Source organism: Sutterella wadsworthensis (assembly GCF_003315195.1).
In the GTDB taxonomy this organism is placed as follows: domain Bacteria; phylum Pseudomonadota; class Gammaproteobacteria; order Burkholderiales; family Burkholderiaceae_F; genus Sutterella; species Sutterella wadsworthensis.
Map to the genome: position 1 here is coordinate 43,067 of NZ_QNRV01000013.1, position 15,115 is coordinate 58,181.

At 56.4% G+C, this 15,115-nt stretch carries 12 protein-coding genes and 1 other RNA gene; 4 read left to right on the forward strand and 9 right to left on the reverse strand.

Annotation, left to right across the window (positions count from 1 at the left end; translation table 11 throughout):
* Positions 1 to 64: 64 nt before the first annotated feature.
* From DES29_RS06800 to gyrA, 5 genes are all read right to left on the reverse strand, one after another.
* Complete coding sequence (locus DES29_RS06800; protein WP_005432201.1) at positions 65 to 373, reverse strand: HU family DNA-binding protein; 309 nt, start codon at positions 371 to 373, stop codon at positions 65 to 67.
* A 21-nt stretch (positions 374 to 394) separates the two neighbouring features.
* Positions 395 to 2,092, reverse strand: a complete 1,698-nt coding sequence (rpsA, locus tag DES29_RS06805; protein WP_016475084.1) for a 30S ribosomal protein S1 — start codon at positions 2,090 to 2,092, stop codon at positions 395 to 397.
* Positions 2,093 to 2,227: 135 nt separating this feature from the next.
* Positions 2,228 to 2,884: a (d)CMP kinase gene (cmk, locus tag DES29_RS06810; protein ID WP_021995011.1), complete on the reverse strand. Its 657-nt coding sequence runs from the start codon at positions 2,882 to 2,884 to the stop codon at positions 2,228 to 2,230.
* 20 nt (positions 2,885 to 2,904) lie between these two features.
* Positions 2,905 to 4,011, reverse strand: coding sequence for a 3-phosphoserine/phosphohydroxythreonine transaminase (gene serC / locus DES29_RS06815; RefSeq protein WP_021995012.1), 1,107 nt, complete (start codon positions 4,009 to 4,011; stop codon positions 2,905 to 2,907).
* Between the two features lie 100 nt (positions 4,012 to 4,111).
* A complete protein-coding gene (gyrA, locus tag DES29_RS06820; RefSeq protein ID WP_021995013.1) occupies positions 4,112 to 7,024 on the reverse strand; it encodes a DNA gyrase subunit A in 2,913 nt (970 codons plus the stop codon).
* Positions 7,025 to 7,250: 226 nt separating this feature from the next.
* Between gyrA and DES29_RS06825 the strand changes: the two genes are divergently transcribed.
* The 4 genes from DES29_RS06825 to ssrA all read left to right on the forward strand — a co-directional run bounded on the left by DES29_RS06825 (position 7,251) and on the right by ssrA (position 10,618).
* Positions 7,251 to 8,576: a TRZ/ATZ family hydrolase gene (locus DES29_RS06825; protein ID WP_021995014.1), complete on the forward strand. Its 1,326-nt coding sequence runs from the start codon at positions 7,251 to 7,253 to the stop codon at positions 8,574 to 8,576.
* 199 nt (positions 8,577 to 8,775) lie between these two features.
* Positions 8,776 to 9,444, forward strand: coding sequence for an OmpA family protein (locus tag DES29_RS06830; protein ID WP_005432189.1), 669 nt, complete (start codon positions 8,776 to 8,778; stop codon positions 9,442 to 9,444).
* 91 nt (positions 9,445 to 9,535) lie between these two features.
* Positions 9,536 to 10,192, forward strand: coding sequence for an HAD family hydrolase (locus tag DES29_RS06835; RefSeq protein WP_021995015.1), 657 nt, complete (start codon positions 9,536 to 9,538; stop codon positions 10,190 to 10,192).
* A gap of 63 nt (positions 10,193 to 10,255) precedes the next feature.
* Positions 10,256 to 10,618, forward strand: a transfer-messenger RNA (tmRNA) gene (ssrA, locus tag DES29_RS06840).
* Between the two features lie 57 nt (positions 10,619 to 10,675).
* On the opposite strand, the gene DES29_RS06845 is transcribed toward ssrA, so the two are convergent.
* From DES29_RS06845 to allE, 4 genes are all read right to left on the reverse strand, one after another.
* Entirely contained in the window at positions 10,676 to 11,767 is a 1,092-nt protein-coding gene (locus tag DES29_RS06845) for a helix-turn-helix domain-containing protein (RefSeq protein ID WP_021995016.1), read from the reverse strand.
* A 149-nt stretch (positions 11,768 to 11,916) separates the two neighbouring features.
* Entirely contained in the window at positions 11,917 to 12,843 is a 927-nt protein-coding gene (gene arcC, locus DES29_RS06850) for a carbamate kinase (RefSeq protein WP_113854643.1), read from the reverse strand.
* Positions 12,844 to 13,006: 163 nt separating this feature from the next.
* Complete coding sequence (locus tag DES29_RS06855; protein ID WP_016475091.1) at positions 13,007 to 14,035, reverse strand: aspartate/ornithine carbamoyltransferase family protein; 1,029 nt, start codon at positions 14,033 to 14,035, stop codon at positions 13,007 to 13,009.
* A gap of 141 nt (positions 14,036 to 14,176) precedes the next feature.
* Positions 14,177 to 14,950: a (S)-ureidoglycine aminohydrolase gene (allE, locus tag DES29_RS06860; protein ID WP_021995018.1), complete on the reverse strand. Its 774-nt coding sequence runs from the start codon at positions 14,948 to 14,950 to the stop codon at positions 14,177 to 14,179.
* Between the last annotated feature and the right edge of the window lie 165 nt (positions 14,951 to 15,115).

A 15,115-nucleotide genomic window follows, 5' to 3' on the forward strand; every position in this document is an offset into this window, starting at 1 on the left:
GAAAGCGGCTTTCTATCTGCCTTGACTCCCCGTACGGAGAATCTTTCAGATCAAGCGGAAGCTATTAAAGCTTCGAGTCGCGGCTCGCGTCCACACGCTGCCTCAAGTCCTTACCGGCCTTGAAGAAGACGGTGTAGCGGGCGCGCACAGCAACAGCCGAACCGTCCTGAGGATTGCGGCCGACACGCTCCGGTCGATATTTCAAACCGAAGGAGCCGAAACCGCGGATCTCAATGCGTCCGCCTTCAACGAGGGTCTGGCTCATCGTATCGATGATCACACCCGCCGCGTCCATGCAGTCGCGCTCGCGAAACGTCGGAAGACGTCCATAGAGTTCAGCAAGCAGTTCGGATTTGGTCATGGAATTACCCATGGTTGCCTCCTCTGAAGCGAATTACTTCTGTTCGAGCTTGGCCTTGAGCAGGGCGCCGAGGTTCGTCGTGCCAGTGGCAGAACCAACGTCAGAGGCGTTGAGGCGATCGAGAGCGTCGCGGGCCTCAGCGGCATCCTTCGCCTTGATGGAGAGCTGGATGCTGCGGTTCTTGCGATCGAGGCTGATAACGGCGGCTTCGACTTCCTGACCTTCCTTCAGAACGGTCGTGGCGTCTTCAACGCGGTCAGCGGCGATTTCGGAAGCGCGGAGGTAGCCTTCGACGTCGTTGCCGAGGTCGATCACGGCGCCCTTGGCGTCAACGGTCTTGACGGTGCCCTTGATGACGGAGCCCTTTTCGTGCGTGGAAGCGAACGTGCCGAACGGATCGCCGGCAAGCTGCTTGATGCCGAGGCTGATGCGTTCACGTTCGGTATCGATCGCGAGCACAACGGCTTCGACTTCGTCGCCCTTCTTGAAGTTGCGAACGGCGTCTTCACCAGATTCGTTCCAGGAGAGGTCGGAGAGGTGAACGAGGCCGTCAATGCCGCCAGGCAGACCAATGAACACACCGAAGTCGGTGATCGACTTGATCTGGCCGGAGACCTTGTCACCCTTCTTGTGCGACTGGGCGAATTCTTCCCAAGGATTGGCCTTGCACTGCTTCATGCCGAGGCTGATGCGGCGGCGATCTTCGTCGATGTCAAGAACCATGACTTCGACTTCTTCACCGAGCTGCACAACCTTGCGCGGATCGACGTTCTTGTTCGTCCAATCCATTTCGGAAACGTGCACGAGACCTTCGATACCGGCTTCGACTTCAACGAAGGCACCGTAATCGGTGATGTTCGTGACCTTGCCGAAGAGGCGGGTGCCCTTCGGGTAGCGGCGGGCGATGCCGATCCACGGATCTTCGCCGAGCTGCTTGAGGCCGAGGGAAACGCGGCACTTTTCCTTGTCGAACTTGAGAACCTTGGCGGTGATTTCCTGACCAACCTGAACGACTTCGCTCGGGTGGCGGACGCGGCGCCAGGCGAGGTCGGTGATGTGGAGCAGGCCGTCAATGCCACCCAGATCAACGAACGCACCGTAGTCGGTGATGTTCTTGACGATGCCCTTGACGATGGCGCCTTCCTGGAGCGTCTCGAGGAGCTTGGCGCGTTCTTCGCCCATGTTGGCTTCGACGACGGCGCGGCGGGAGACGACAACGTTGTTGCGCTTACGATCAAGCTTAATGACCTTGAATTCGAAGGTCTTGCCTTCGTACGGCGTCGTGTCCTTGACCGGACGGGTGTCGACGAGCGAACCCGGGAGGAAGGCGCGAATGCCGTTGGTCATGACGGTGAGACCGCCCTTGACCTTGCCCGTGACCGTACCGGTGACGAGCTCGCCCGATTCGAGAGCCTGTTCGAGGTTCATCCAGGCGGCGAGGCGCTTGGCCTTGTCGCGGGAAAGGATCGTGTCGCCGTAGCCGTTTTCAACGGACTCGATGGCAACAGAGACGAAGTCGCCCGGCTGGACGGTGACTTCACCCTTGTCATCCTTGAACTCTTCGATGGGCACGTAGGCTTCGCTCTTCAGACCGGCGTTCACGACGACGAAGTTGTAGTCGACGCGGACGACTTCAGCGGTGATGACTTCACCCTGACGCATTTCCTGGCTGGCAAGGCTCTGCTCAAAGAGCTCAGCGAAGGATTCGGGCTTGTTGGTTTCGTTGGACATTGTGGAATGGATAAAAAGCACGCCCAAGGGCGGTCTTGTCGGTGAAAATCCGAAGACCCAAGGGCGGAGTTAACGAGAAATCGTCGACACCGTTTTTAAATGGCGCCGACGAAGAAACCGATATGCTACAGCAACTTAATTGAGCTCGGCCCACCAACCAAGCACTTTTTTAACGACTTCGTCGATTCCCATTTCGGAAGTGTCCAGCAACCGGGCATCTGCGGCCGGTTTAAGCGGCGCCACCGCGCGTTCGCGGTCACGCCGATCGCGCTCTTCCAGATCCCGGGTAAGAGCGGCCAGATCGGCTTTTTCACCGCGAGCTTCAAGCTGCTTCACGCGCCGCTCAGCGCGCACGCGGGCAGAAGCCGTCATAAAGATCTTGAGTTTGGCTTCCGGAAAAACCACCGTGCCCATGTCGCGCCCGTCGGCAACAAGTCCGGGAGCCGCCGCCGCACGGCGCTGCAGGTCGAAAAGCGCCTGCCGCACCCCCGGCACAGCAGCGCACTTCGAAGCAGCAACCCCTACGGTTTCGGCGCGGATGGCTTCCGACACATCCTCGCCGTCGAGCCAAATGCGGCCATTCTTAAATTGAGGCGCAAGCGATTGAGCCGCCGTCGTGAGAGCTGCGGGATCGTCAAAAGAAACCTTCGCGCGCAAAGCAGCCAGTGCGGCAAGACGATAGAGTGCACCGCTGTCAAGGTAGTGCCAGCCGAGTGCATCGGCGGCGCGCTGAGCAATAGTGCCCTTGCCGCTTGCGGCGGGGCCGTCAATCGCAATGACGGGGACTGTCATAGCTTCATCCTTCTATTTATTCAATTGACTGCCGACTGGGTTCGTCCGTGGCGATGCGCAAAAGTCTTCATAAAGTCAGCCAACTTTTGCACGCCTTCAATCGGCATGGCGTTGTACATGGAGGCGCGGATGCCGCCGACAGCACGGTGGCCTGCCAAATTAGCGAGTCCGGCTTCGGCTGCTTCCTTAACAAATAAGGCTGTAAGCGCTTCATCCTTCAAGCGGAAGACGGCGTTGACGCGGCTTCTCGACTCGCGCTCAACATGCGAAACGTACATTTCCGGCATGGCATCAATCGCGTCATAGACAATCTTTGCTCTTGCGCGAGCGTACTCATCCATCACCGCAACCCCGCCGTGCGCTTCTATCCACTGCGCCATCAGATTGGCGACATAAAGCTGAAAAACGGGCGGTGTATTGGGCACACTGTCAGTTCGGCTGTAGACGCTGTAGTTAAGTAGCGTCGGCACTTCAGTGCCGGCGAGTCCCAGAAGATCTCGCCGGAGCACGATAACTGCAAGCCCGGCGATGCCAAGGTTCTTTTGTGCTGAGGCATAAAAAAGCCCGAATTTATTGACATCCACCGGGCGCGTCAGGAAGTTGCTCGTCATGTCGGCCACGAGCGGCACGGCTTCAGCATCCTTCAGCACCGGCACTCGCTCAAATTCGATGCCGTGAATAGTCTCGTTGTCACAGTATGCGCAGTAGCTCGTTTCAGGAATGACTTCGAGCTCTTCATCCGCCGGGATGCGATTGCCCGAACCCGAAAAGGCCGACTGCACGCGGCCAAAGCGCAGCGCTTCCTTGGCCGCCGCCTTACTCCAGGCACCCGTAATGATGTAGGTCGAGAGTGTCCCGGCTCCGAGCAGATTCATCGGCACCATGGCGAACTGCATGCGTCCGCCGCCAGGACAAAAGAGCACATCGTAAGTATCAGGGATCGAAAGGAGCTGACGCAGGCGGCTTTTGAGCTCCGTCATTACGCCCGTCACCTGAGGCCCTCGATGGCTCGCTTCCAGAATCGACCAACCGCAGCCATGAAAATCAAGCATCTCCGACTGGATCTGCTTTAGAACGCTCTCGGGGAGCATGGCCGGACCGGGGGCAAAGTTGTAGGGGCGCGTCATTGCAATGATTCTCAAAAAGATCCGCTTAATGGATGCGAAAAACCCGGTCCGCAATGCACAGGCTGCATTTGCGGACCGGGTCTATTCTGCCTCAGCCGCGTCAGTTCTGTTTCGGATCCTTGGGCGGGATCACTTCTTCAGAACTGTCGGCTTCCTCAGCATCATCGCCCTCGTCGACTTCATCGTCATCGATATCGTCGAGATCATCCGTATCAGGCAGGTCGCCCGCATCATCAGGATCAACCTCAACGTTGAGGTGTTCAATTTCGCTTTCGTCCTCTTCGCCCGTACGGTCGACGCGGCGAACGGCCGCGAGTGTGTCGTCGGGCATGCGGATGAGGATGTTGCCCACCGTATTGCGGCCGCGTTCAGGCACTTCGCCCGCCCGCGTACGCACGACTTTGCCGCCCGTGGAAAGCAGCATGATGTCGTCCTCAGGCTTCACGATAACGCCGCTCACCGGCGCGCCGTTCTTTTCAATCACACGAATAGCGATAACGCCCTTGCCGCCGCGGTTGCGCAGCGGATAGGCGGCAAGCGCCGTGCGTTTGCCAAAACCGTGCTCGGTCGCAATGAGGAAGGCCTGCGTTATATCGTTCGTCGAGGCGAGCGCCACCACGGACTCATCGGCCTTGACGCGCATGCCTCTCACGCCGTGAGCTGTGCGGCCCATGACGCGGATGGTCGACTCTTTAAAGTGCACGCAGCGGCCGTTGTCGGCCAAGAGGAAGACGTCGTCGTCGCCCGAAGTAATCGTGACGCCGATGAGTTTCTCGTCGCCCAAGTTCGTCGCTCGGATGCCGCGGCGGGCGGAGCTGAATGCCGACAAAGGCGTACGGCGCACCGTGCCTCGATCCGTGGCAAGGAACATGTAACGGTCTTCGGAAAACTCCTGAATCGGCAGAATAAAGCTGATCTTTTCGTTTTCTTCGAGCGGCAGCAGATTGACAATCGGGCGCCCGCGCGAATTGGCCTTGCCTTCGGGCAGATCAAACACGTCGATGGCGTAGACCTGACCGGCCGTAGAGAAGCACAAGATGATGTCATGCGTGTTGGCCAGGAAGAAGGCCTCAATGACGTCGTCGCGCGTCGTCGCCTGCAGATTGCGGCCCTTGCCGCCGCGCGACTGTGCGTTGTAATCAGCGAGTTCCTGACTCTTCACAAAGCCGTCGCGGGTGAGCGACACAACCATGTCGCGGCGCGGAATAAGGTCGCGCTTATTAAAGTTAGTATCTTCCGACAGGTCGATTGTTGAGCGACGCTCATCGCCATAGGCTTCACGGCAGGCAAGGAGCTCTTCCTTGATGATGGCTGTGACGCGTTCGGGCTTATGCAGAATGTCAATCAAGTCGAAGATCCGCTCCATCGTGGCAGCGTAGTCCGCGAGAATCTTCTCGCGCTCGAGCCCCGTCAAACGGCGCAGATTCATCGCCAGAATATTGTCAACCTGAACCTTCGTCAGATAGTAGAGGCCATCGGGCTGCAGACCGCGGCGCGGATCGAGCCCTTCGGGGTCTGCGTCCTTGCCGTATTCGGCAGCACGCCGAGTGATTTCTGCTGCAAAGCCGAGCGGCCAGCCGCGCCCCATCAGGGACTGCTGAGCCTCTTCAACCGTCTTCGCTGCGCGGATCAGACGGATGAATTCGTCAATGTTGGCCAAAGCGATCGCCTGACCGGCAAGAATGTGGCCGGCGCCGCGACTCTTCTTCAGTCGGAAGATCGTGCGGCGCGTCACCACTTCGCGGCGGTGCTCGAGGAAGTACACGACCATCTGCTTCAAATTGAGGAGCATCGGCTGGCCGTCCACCAAGGCGACCATGTTCATGCCGAAGCTTTCCTGCATCTGCGTGTTCTTGAAGAGGTTATTGAGCACCACTTCGGGCATCGCGCCCTGCTTGAGATCGATCGCAATGCGGATCTGGCGGGTCGACTCGTCGCGCATTTCGGAAATGCCGTCGAGTTTTTTGTCGCGCCAGAGTTCGTGCATGCGTTCGTAGAGCACGCGCTTATTGACCATGTAGGGAATTTCGTCAACGACAATACGCGTGCGCGAATGGTCGCGACCGAATTCTTCGAGGTGCGTGCGTGCACGCATGATGACGCGTCCGCGGCCCGTACGGTAGCCCTCGTAGACGCCCGACAGTCCATAGACGATGCCGCCGGTGGGGAAATCAGGCGCGGAAATCAGCGCAATGAGATCATCGACCGAGCAGTCCGGATGCTCCAGTGCATGAACGCAGGCGTCAATGGTTTCGCGCAGATTGTGCGGCGGAATATTCGTCGCCATACCCACTGCGATGCCCGAAGAGCCGTTCACCAACAATTCCGGCAGACGCGTCGGCAGAACAACCGGCTCCACTTCGGAGTTGTCGAAGTTGGGAACAAAGTCAACCGTGTCTTCATGCAGATCAGCGAGCATCTCCTCGGCGATCTTCATAAGCTTCACTTCCGTGTAGCGCATGGCCGCAGCGCTGTCGCCGTCGATCGACCCGAAGTTGCCCTGACCGTAGATGAGCGGATAACGCATCGAGAAGTCCTGCGCCATGCGCACGATCGTCTGATACGCCGCACTGTCGCCGTGCGGATGGAATTTACCGAGCACTTCACCCACCACACGGGCAGCCTTCTTCGTGGGCGAACTCCAGACGTTGCCGATTTCCTTCATCGCGTAGAGCACGCGGCGATGAACGGGCTTCAACCCGTCACGAACGTCAGGAAGCGCACGTCCCACGATGACACTCATCGCGTAGTCAAGGTAGGACTGGCGCATCTCGGTTTCGAGCGAAACCGGGAGAAGTTCGTTGGCGATCGAATCGCCCGACGCGCCGTGGCGGCCCTCGCCGCCTTCGTCATCTTCACTCTCGTCTTCGGGCGCAGCATTCGTCTGGGCCGTCTGGGGGGCATCAGTCTGCACATCCGGGGTGTCTGTCGTCCGACGGTCTTCTGCCGCCGGTCCTTCAGCCTCTGCCTTCCCCGGGATCTCTTCGCCCTGAGTCTTCTTTTCTTCGTCCATTAACGGCACCTTGGTGAGTGTTCATCGACCGCAGATATTTCCCGCTTCTGAAAATCAACAGGCACAGAAAAAGCGTGCCGACGCCGACTGAAGAGGATGCGGATCGATCCGAAACGGGTTATTTTAACAGGTTGATCCGACGCGTCCCAAAAGCCTAAAAGACGCGAATGGTTCAATATTCTGCACAGATTTCAACTTTCGACATACTCCTTTCAGCCGTCCCACCATGGAACTTATCGACACCCTCATTGAAGCCCGCTGGATCATTCCGATCGTCCCCAAGGGCGTGATTCTTGAAAACTCCGCCCTGGCCGTCAATGCCGGACGTATCGTCGACATCCTGCCGATTGAGACGGCCGAAAAAACGTATCAAGCCCAACAAGTCTTCCGTTTCCCGACAAGCGCTTTGCTGCCTGGGTTCGTAAATCTGCATTCACACGCAGCCATGAACCTCGTCCGCGGACTGGGTGCCGATCTTCCTTTGATGGATTGGCTCACCAAAGAGATCTGGCCGGCTGAAGGCAAGCTCATGAGCCCAGAATTCGTGGCCGAAGGCTCTTGGCTCGCCGGGCTTGAAATGGCCGCGAGCGGCGTCACGACAACGTCCGACCATTACTTCTTCCCGAAATCCGCTGCCGAGGGGCTCCTTCGTGCCGGTCTGCGCTGCGCGGTTTCCGGCATCGTTATCGGTTTCCCTTCAGCGTGGGCGAAAAACGACACTGAATACTTGTCGCTTTCCGAAGCACTGATTCAAGAGTACGAAGGCGACCCCTTCGTGCACACCACCATTGCGCCGCACGCACCCTACACTGTGAACGATGCAGCCTTGAAACACTGCGCAGAGATTTCTGACAAGTACGGCGTGCCGATTCACATGCATGTCAATGAAACTGCAGTGGAAGTCTCCGACAGTCTGCGCGACCACCACGAACGTCCGATCGACCGTCTGAAACGCTTAGGTCTGCTTAACGAACGCCTGATCGCCGTGCACAGCGTACATGCGAGCGACGAAGACATCACTAAGATGGCTACTGCACACGCCTCGGTCTGCCACTGCCCATGCTCAAACCTCAAACTCGCCTCCGGCTTTGCTCCGATTGCGAAGTTCCTCAAGGCGGGCATCAACCTCGGCATTGGCACTGACGGCGCAGCGAGCAACGACAAACTCGACATGCTCGGTGAAACGCGTCTGGCCGCCATGCTGGCCAAAGCCGTCGCTCAGGATCCGACCGCCGCTCCGGTCTTTGCCATGCTGGAAGCCGCAACCTTGGGCGGCGCGCGTGCACTTCGCTGGGACGCTGATATCGGCTCACTCGAAATCGGCAAGGCCGCCGACCTCTTCGCCATTGACCTCGGCACCCCCGAGTCGCTGCCGGTGGCAGACCCTGCCGCACAGATCCTCTATTCTGCCGGCCGAGAATGCATCACCCACACCTGGGTTGACGGCCGTCTGATTATGGAAAAACACGCTCGCGCCGCCTATCCGCAGACCGATGCACTCGCTGCGGCAGCACTCTGTGCCCAAAAGTGGCAAAGCCGCCTCAAAAACTAACTTTGAAAACGATAGAGATCTGCAGTGAGCCCCTCGCAGATCTCTATCAAATTCCTATAATGGACGAGTAAAAGTCGGCGGCGATTGTTTACTGCCGACTGCCGATTAATGCAACCCATTTTTGGATGAACCCTCGTTGCCGTCTACTTCAAAAGCAGGACAGGCAGCTGTTCTCGTCCCATCTTCAAAGGAAACTAATATGAAGTCCTCGAAGCTCTGCGGCATCGCTGCCGCTCTCTTGCTCGCCGCTACCGGTGCTTCCGCCGCCGACGCTGTGAATCCCTATGTTCACTCTTCCTCCGGTCAGGTCGTGAAGAACAGCACGGATCTTTGCTGGCGTACCGGCTTCTGGACTCCGGCTCTCGCCGAAGCCATGGGTATTGACGGCGCTGGCTGCGCTTGCGATGCCGACATTCTCGACAAGAAGGCCTGCACGGCTGTTGAAGCCCCGGCTCCTCAGCAGAAGTCCGCTGAAAAGGTCACCTTCTCGGCTGATACGCTCTTCAACTTTGACAAAGCCACGCTCAAGGACGAAGGCCGTGCGGTTCTCGATGACCTCGTCTCCCGCGTTGCCGGCGTTGATCTCGAAGTCATCCTGACGACCGGCTACGCTGACCGCATCGGCTCCGACGCATACAACCTGAAGCTTTCGCAGCGTCGTGCCGACGCCGTGAAGGCCTACCTCGTCCAGAAGGGCGTTGACGCCGCGCTCATCAAGAGCGAAGGCAAGGGTGAAGCTGATCCGGTCGTGAACTGCCCGAACCCGTCCAAGGCCGGCCAGGTCAAGACGTTCAAGGAACTCGTGCAGTGCCTGCAGCCCAACCGCCGCGCCGTGGTTGAAGTTGTCGGTACCCGCCCGGCCAACTAATGCTTTTCCCGCGACTGCATTCTCAGTCGTAGCATAAAAGCAACACCCCCACCCCACAAGGATGGGGGTTTTCCTTTATATGGAGTGCCGCATGACTCAACGCCTATTCCTCTTTGACCTTGATGGAACGCTTGTCGACTCCGCGCCTGACTTAGCCGGTGCTATGAATGAAATGTTGGCCGCCCGAGGACTTCCGGAGCGGCCGCTTGAAGAACTTCGTGAACCATCAGGACACGGCGGCCCAGCGCTGCTTAAGGCCGCTTTTGGAATGGAGCGCACCGATCCTCGTTTTGAAGCGATGCGGCAGGAATTTCTCGAGCGATACGCCGCGCGCGCCACCCGATCTTCAACGCTTTACCCGAACGTTGTCCAAATGCTCGACCGCCTCACTGCGGCCGGCGTAAAGCTCGGTGTTGTGACTAATAAGCCACAAGGATTGGCCGAAATCGTCTGCGAGCACCTCGGTCTTACGCCCCGAATGACAGTCGTTGTAGGACTCGGTCCTGCGGGCACGGCCTTGAAACCGAAACCTGATTCACTGATTTACGCCTTGAAGCTCGCCGGCGCAAAGGCGGCCAATGCGCTTTATGCCGGTGACAGCAACTCGGATGGTTTGGCGTGCCAACCCATTGGACTGCCGGCTGCCTGGGTAAGCTGGGGCTGCCAAAAGACTCCGCCCGACTCCGGCATCTTTGACTACATCGCCGACGAACCCGCTCAATTAGTGGAATGGGCCTTGTTTCGATGAAGTATCCATTTGCAAGGTGCGACGCCATTCGTCGTCAGAACTGCGTATAATCCCTTTCGACTCGGGGGCGCCTTGGTTTCGACAGGGACGCGGACGCCGTACGGGGCATGCCGAGGTGCAGTCACCTCGTAAATCCGCTGCAAACTTATAAACGCCAACAACAAGCGTTTCGCTCTCGCGGCTTAATCCCGCGGGATGCTGCACTGATTTGACTTTGGGTCAGGCCGGGTAACCGGCAGCAGCATCAAATCACAAAGCCTAGGGCCCGCGGCTGTCTCCGACGCGTTCCCGAAATCTAGGGGGCTGGGCAGCGGTTGGCCCGCCGGTCGGCAAAGCCGCTGCTAAGACCTAAATCATCCGGCTATGCATGTAGAACCGACGGAAAAAGGTTTCTGGACGCGGGTTCAACTCCCGCCGCCTCCACCAAATTCAAGTCCCAGACAGTGTTACTGCTGTCTGGGACTTTGTTCTTTCTGCTCCGCCTCAGGTCGGCAGTTGACGAATGCGTCGCCGGTAGGCTGCCGGAGAACATCCGAACCACCGCGCGCAAGTACGGGAAAAGTTGCTGGGGTCCGAAAAACCGATTGTGTAGGCAATTTCCGTGATCGATCGTTCGGTATGCGCAAGCGCATCATGAGCAAGTTGTTTTCTGTGCTTGTCCACCAGCTGCATGAAAATTGTTCGCTCGCCTTCAAGACGCCGCTGCAGCGTGCGCGAAGACATGTTGAGCCGTGCTGCAACTGCCTGTATTCGTGCGCTCTCGCCGGCTTTTAACAGTTCCTCAATTTCTTCTTCAACTCGAACCGTGAAGGAATACTGACGAACACGATTTAAATACTGACGCACGATTTGTTCGTTGGCCTCACGAAGCATGGCATTCTGTGCAGCATAAGGCTCCATGACATCGTGATAGCTGTAGCGAATAAACCAGCCTTGCGGACTTTCAGTGTCGACCGAACAACCAAAATAGTCTTCCAGCCGTTTTCGGTCATTCGCCGAGCAGTTGTTGATCTGTACGCCGACTTCAACCGGCGTCACCCGATGCTGCGAAAGTGAGTTTGCCTGCCGTTGTATGAATGCAATGACGCATAGTAATGCCGCCTGCTTCGCTTCATTGCCGTGCAACGTCCTCAGTGATAAGGATGAACTGCTTGCATTGTGTGCAAGGCTCATATCCATCGTTGTAGAAATGACCTTTCCATAGCTCGCAGTGAGTTCGAGAACCTGTGCGAGTGAATGGCTCGTCATAATGGCTAGTCCAAGCCCATGGAGTGTCGGCGCCTGCATTTCCTGACCGCAGGTAAGACCAATCAGTTCGTCTCCCGTAGCGGAAATCACTGCCTCCCAAAAGCGGCGAACAGTCATGGCTGGATAGCGGGCATCCGGAACAGTGAGCAGCGTCGGATCCATGCCGATGCGCTCGAAGATCGCTTCTGGCGAAACGCCGTAGCCGCGAACGGTCTGACAGATGGATCGAATCCAACTCGCAAGAATACTGTCGCCTAAAGGTAATAGTTGATCGTCGTCCATTGGGACGACCTCTGCTGGCGACCGTTCCAAAGACTGCGTACTCATCGCGCATTTCTCCGTCTGTTAAATTTGGCATTTCAAGATTACTCTGCACTGCCAAGCTTTAAAAAAAAGGCCGCAGAGAGTGCCTGCGGCCAAGAGGGAAAGATAAGGAGAAAATCTCAACCTGCGGAATTGGGGAATTTACGGCTTCCTTAGCCGTAGACAACTCCTTCTTCCTTTACAACACGAGTGCCGGACTCACCGGCCAAAATTTTCTCAATTTCCGAAAGTGCCCCGATAACAGCCGTCTTTCCAGTGCGCTCAACAAAACGGCAAGCGGCCTCCACTTTCGGCCCCATCGAACCCTTGGCAAAACCGAATTCACGCAGAGATTTCGGATCGGCTTGAACAATCTTCTTCTGATCGGGCTTACCCCAATTAATGTAGGCACCGTCTACATCGGTAGCAATGATGAAAAGATCTGCGTCAAGCGATGCCGCGAGCACGGAACTTGCCAAATCCTTGTCAATCACAGCTTCAGCACCAACGAGGCGGCCATTTTTATCAAAATAGGTCGGAACGCCGCCCCCGCCGCAGCAAATGACGATATGGCCGTTTTCTACCAGTGTCTTGAGCGGTGCAAGTCCCCAAATACGTTTAGGATCCGGGCTCGGTACGACTCGGCGCCACTTGTCGTTATCGGGAGCAATGGTCCAGCCGTGCTGTTTGGCGAGCTGTTCGGCCTCTTCTTTCTCGTAGACGGGGCCGACTGGTTTGGTCGGGTGCTGAAAGGCCGGATCATTTGGATCAACCTGTGTCTGCGTGAGAATAGTGGCTAAGGTAGCGGTTTTCGGCACATAGTTGACAAGTTCCTGCTGGATCATGTACCCAATCATGCCGACGGATTCAGCACCAATCACGTCCAAGGGATACATCGGAACTTTCTTATACGCATTGTTTTGCAGTGCAAGCAGCCCCACTTGAGGACCATTGCCGTGCGTGACAACAAGTTCATTACCAGCATAAGCCTTGGCAATCTGTCTGCAGGCCAGGGATACGTTTTCACGCTGGTTTTCGCAGAGCATCGGTTCGCCGCGCTTTAAAAGGGCGTTGCCGCCAAGTGCGATGACAAGACGCATGATTCATGTCCTTCTTCAGAAATGTTGGGTGTCAAAGGGCAACTTTGCCCTCTCTCAAACTCCATGAGGGGGCGAACCAGCCCATGATCTTGCTGGCCCGGCCTGTTTGATGAGTCCCCGCAGAGAAAATCGAAACTCTGCGGCAACTCTCACCTCAATCGAATCAGTTGACGCCAACGACGGCGGCCAGGAGCGCCATGCGCAGGGCTACCGAGAAGCCGATGGCACGGAAATAAAGTTGATGTTCAGTATTGTCGATACCGAAATCAAATTCCCCAGGATTGCGCGGCAGAGAGTGGTGAACACCGACAGTCTTGCCAGTCTTTGCCTTGATATTGCGAAGCATTTCAAGCGAAACGTAGTAGTTCGCCATCTTCTTTTCGAAATCCGCACGGTTCGGGTCATCCTTTTTCACCGAACAGCCCGGCAGATAAATGAGATCTACGTTTTTTTCCGCATAGAGCTCTTCGTTCTGCTTCATCGTGAGATCAAAATGCTCTTCGAAATTTGCATTCATCTTGATGAGTTTCTGGCGAACCACTTCAGGCGTACGCAGCTCACTTGTCCCTGTATAGATGATCTTTGCCCCCATGGCTGCCAGCGCCAGTGCGAAGGACTGTCCTGAACGGGCACGAGAAAGATCCGGTGTAGCGATAGCAACGGTCACCTTAGAAAGATCACCAAACGCGCGCCAGCAGGTGTAGGAATCGAGGAGCCCCTGGGTTGGGTGCGTCACATGACCATATCCACCCGAGATAACCGGCGAGCAGTGACCTTCAATTTCCTTCAGTGCACCGAGCGCTTCCTTGTCGTCAGGATGCCGCATGACGATCACATCCGCATATTCGCTCGTAACGCGCAGACTGTCGGCAAGCGACTCGTTCTTGGCGACCGACGAATTATGCGTCGGATCCGCCTCCGTAATCACAGAGCCGCCAAGCCGATGCATTGCGTTTTCATGTGAACAGCGAGTACGGGTAGAAGGCTGGAAAAAAAGCGTATAGAGCACTTTGCCCTTCAAAAGATCCGTACCGGTTCGCATGAACGGTTCAAGCATCTTTGCCGCTTGAAAAAGCGAGTGGATTTCATTGCGGGAAAAGTCATCAAGGAATGTGATGTTGCGCCCGCGCATGTGGGTATTTTCGAGCGCTTCACGAATATCAAGATGCTTAAAGTTCTGGTCGAGAGCCATGATAAATAGTTCCTTTCTTGAATGTTTAATAACCATTCCGCTGCAGGTGCAATTCGCGAGCGGAACCGTTCCAAGGTGAGCGACCTCGCAGTTGGCGAGAGCCGCACACAAGGAGCGGATGACGAAATGAGCGTTTAATCGTCAGATCTCAACGTCGCGATTACAGTCTTTGGAATAGATGTAGGAGAACGGGCCTCGCCCGATGCCATAGGCTGCCTGCACGGAGAAAGCTCCCATCCAGAGGAAGTCTTCCTTCTTTGTGAGGTACCACGTGTCGTCAAGCAGATAAGCGCCTTCTCCCTCATAGATGTAGGCGCCATGCTCCTGAACATGTGTCTCACAGATGTTGTGCGAAGCACCCGGGTCGAAAGAGAGAATGTGCATATTCATGTCAAAGGCTTCATTCACCGGCAGGAAATCCTTGACATGGACATTGGCCATTTCGTCGTAATCACGGAAGGCAATTTCATTGATATTCCCGAAGACTGTCCAAGGCTCAAGCCCTTGCGGGTGCGGGATATAACGCTGCTTATAGAGCAGAATGCGGCCGACCTTGCCATTTACATTACGCCAGCCGATACCTTTTCCCGCAGGGGCATAGCAGTAGCCGCCCTGTGTCAGGTTCTTTTTTTCCCCGGCCACATCCGCTTCCAGCTCGATTTCCCCGTCAAGCACATAAAGGAAGGACTCTTCATGCGGCAGAGTCGCGTAGGGATACTCCGTCCGGGCATCGGGTCCAAGCGTACCGATGAGCTGCACAAAGCCTGCTCCGATCTTAGGCGAGCAGAGAATCGTCATCTTGGCGTCAACAATCCCGGGAATCGTGTTAATAACACGTCCCTGAGGCGTAATGATGGCAAAGTCGCTTTTGACGACTGAACGATTCGAGAGTAAATCCTGCGGATAACCAGACATTTAAAATCTCCTTCAACGCACTGACATTTAGGTTTTGACTTTCCATCTACAAAGGCAAAATTTCACCTGCCTTCAAGGAAAATTCATGACGGAATTAATTTTCCGTTATTAAGTAATATAGTCATTTAAAGACATTTATCTAGAGCTCGTCGCGTCAATTTATTA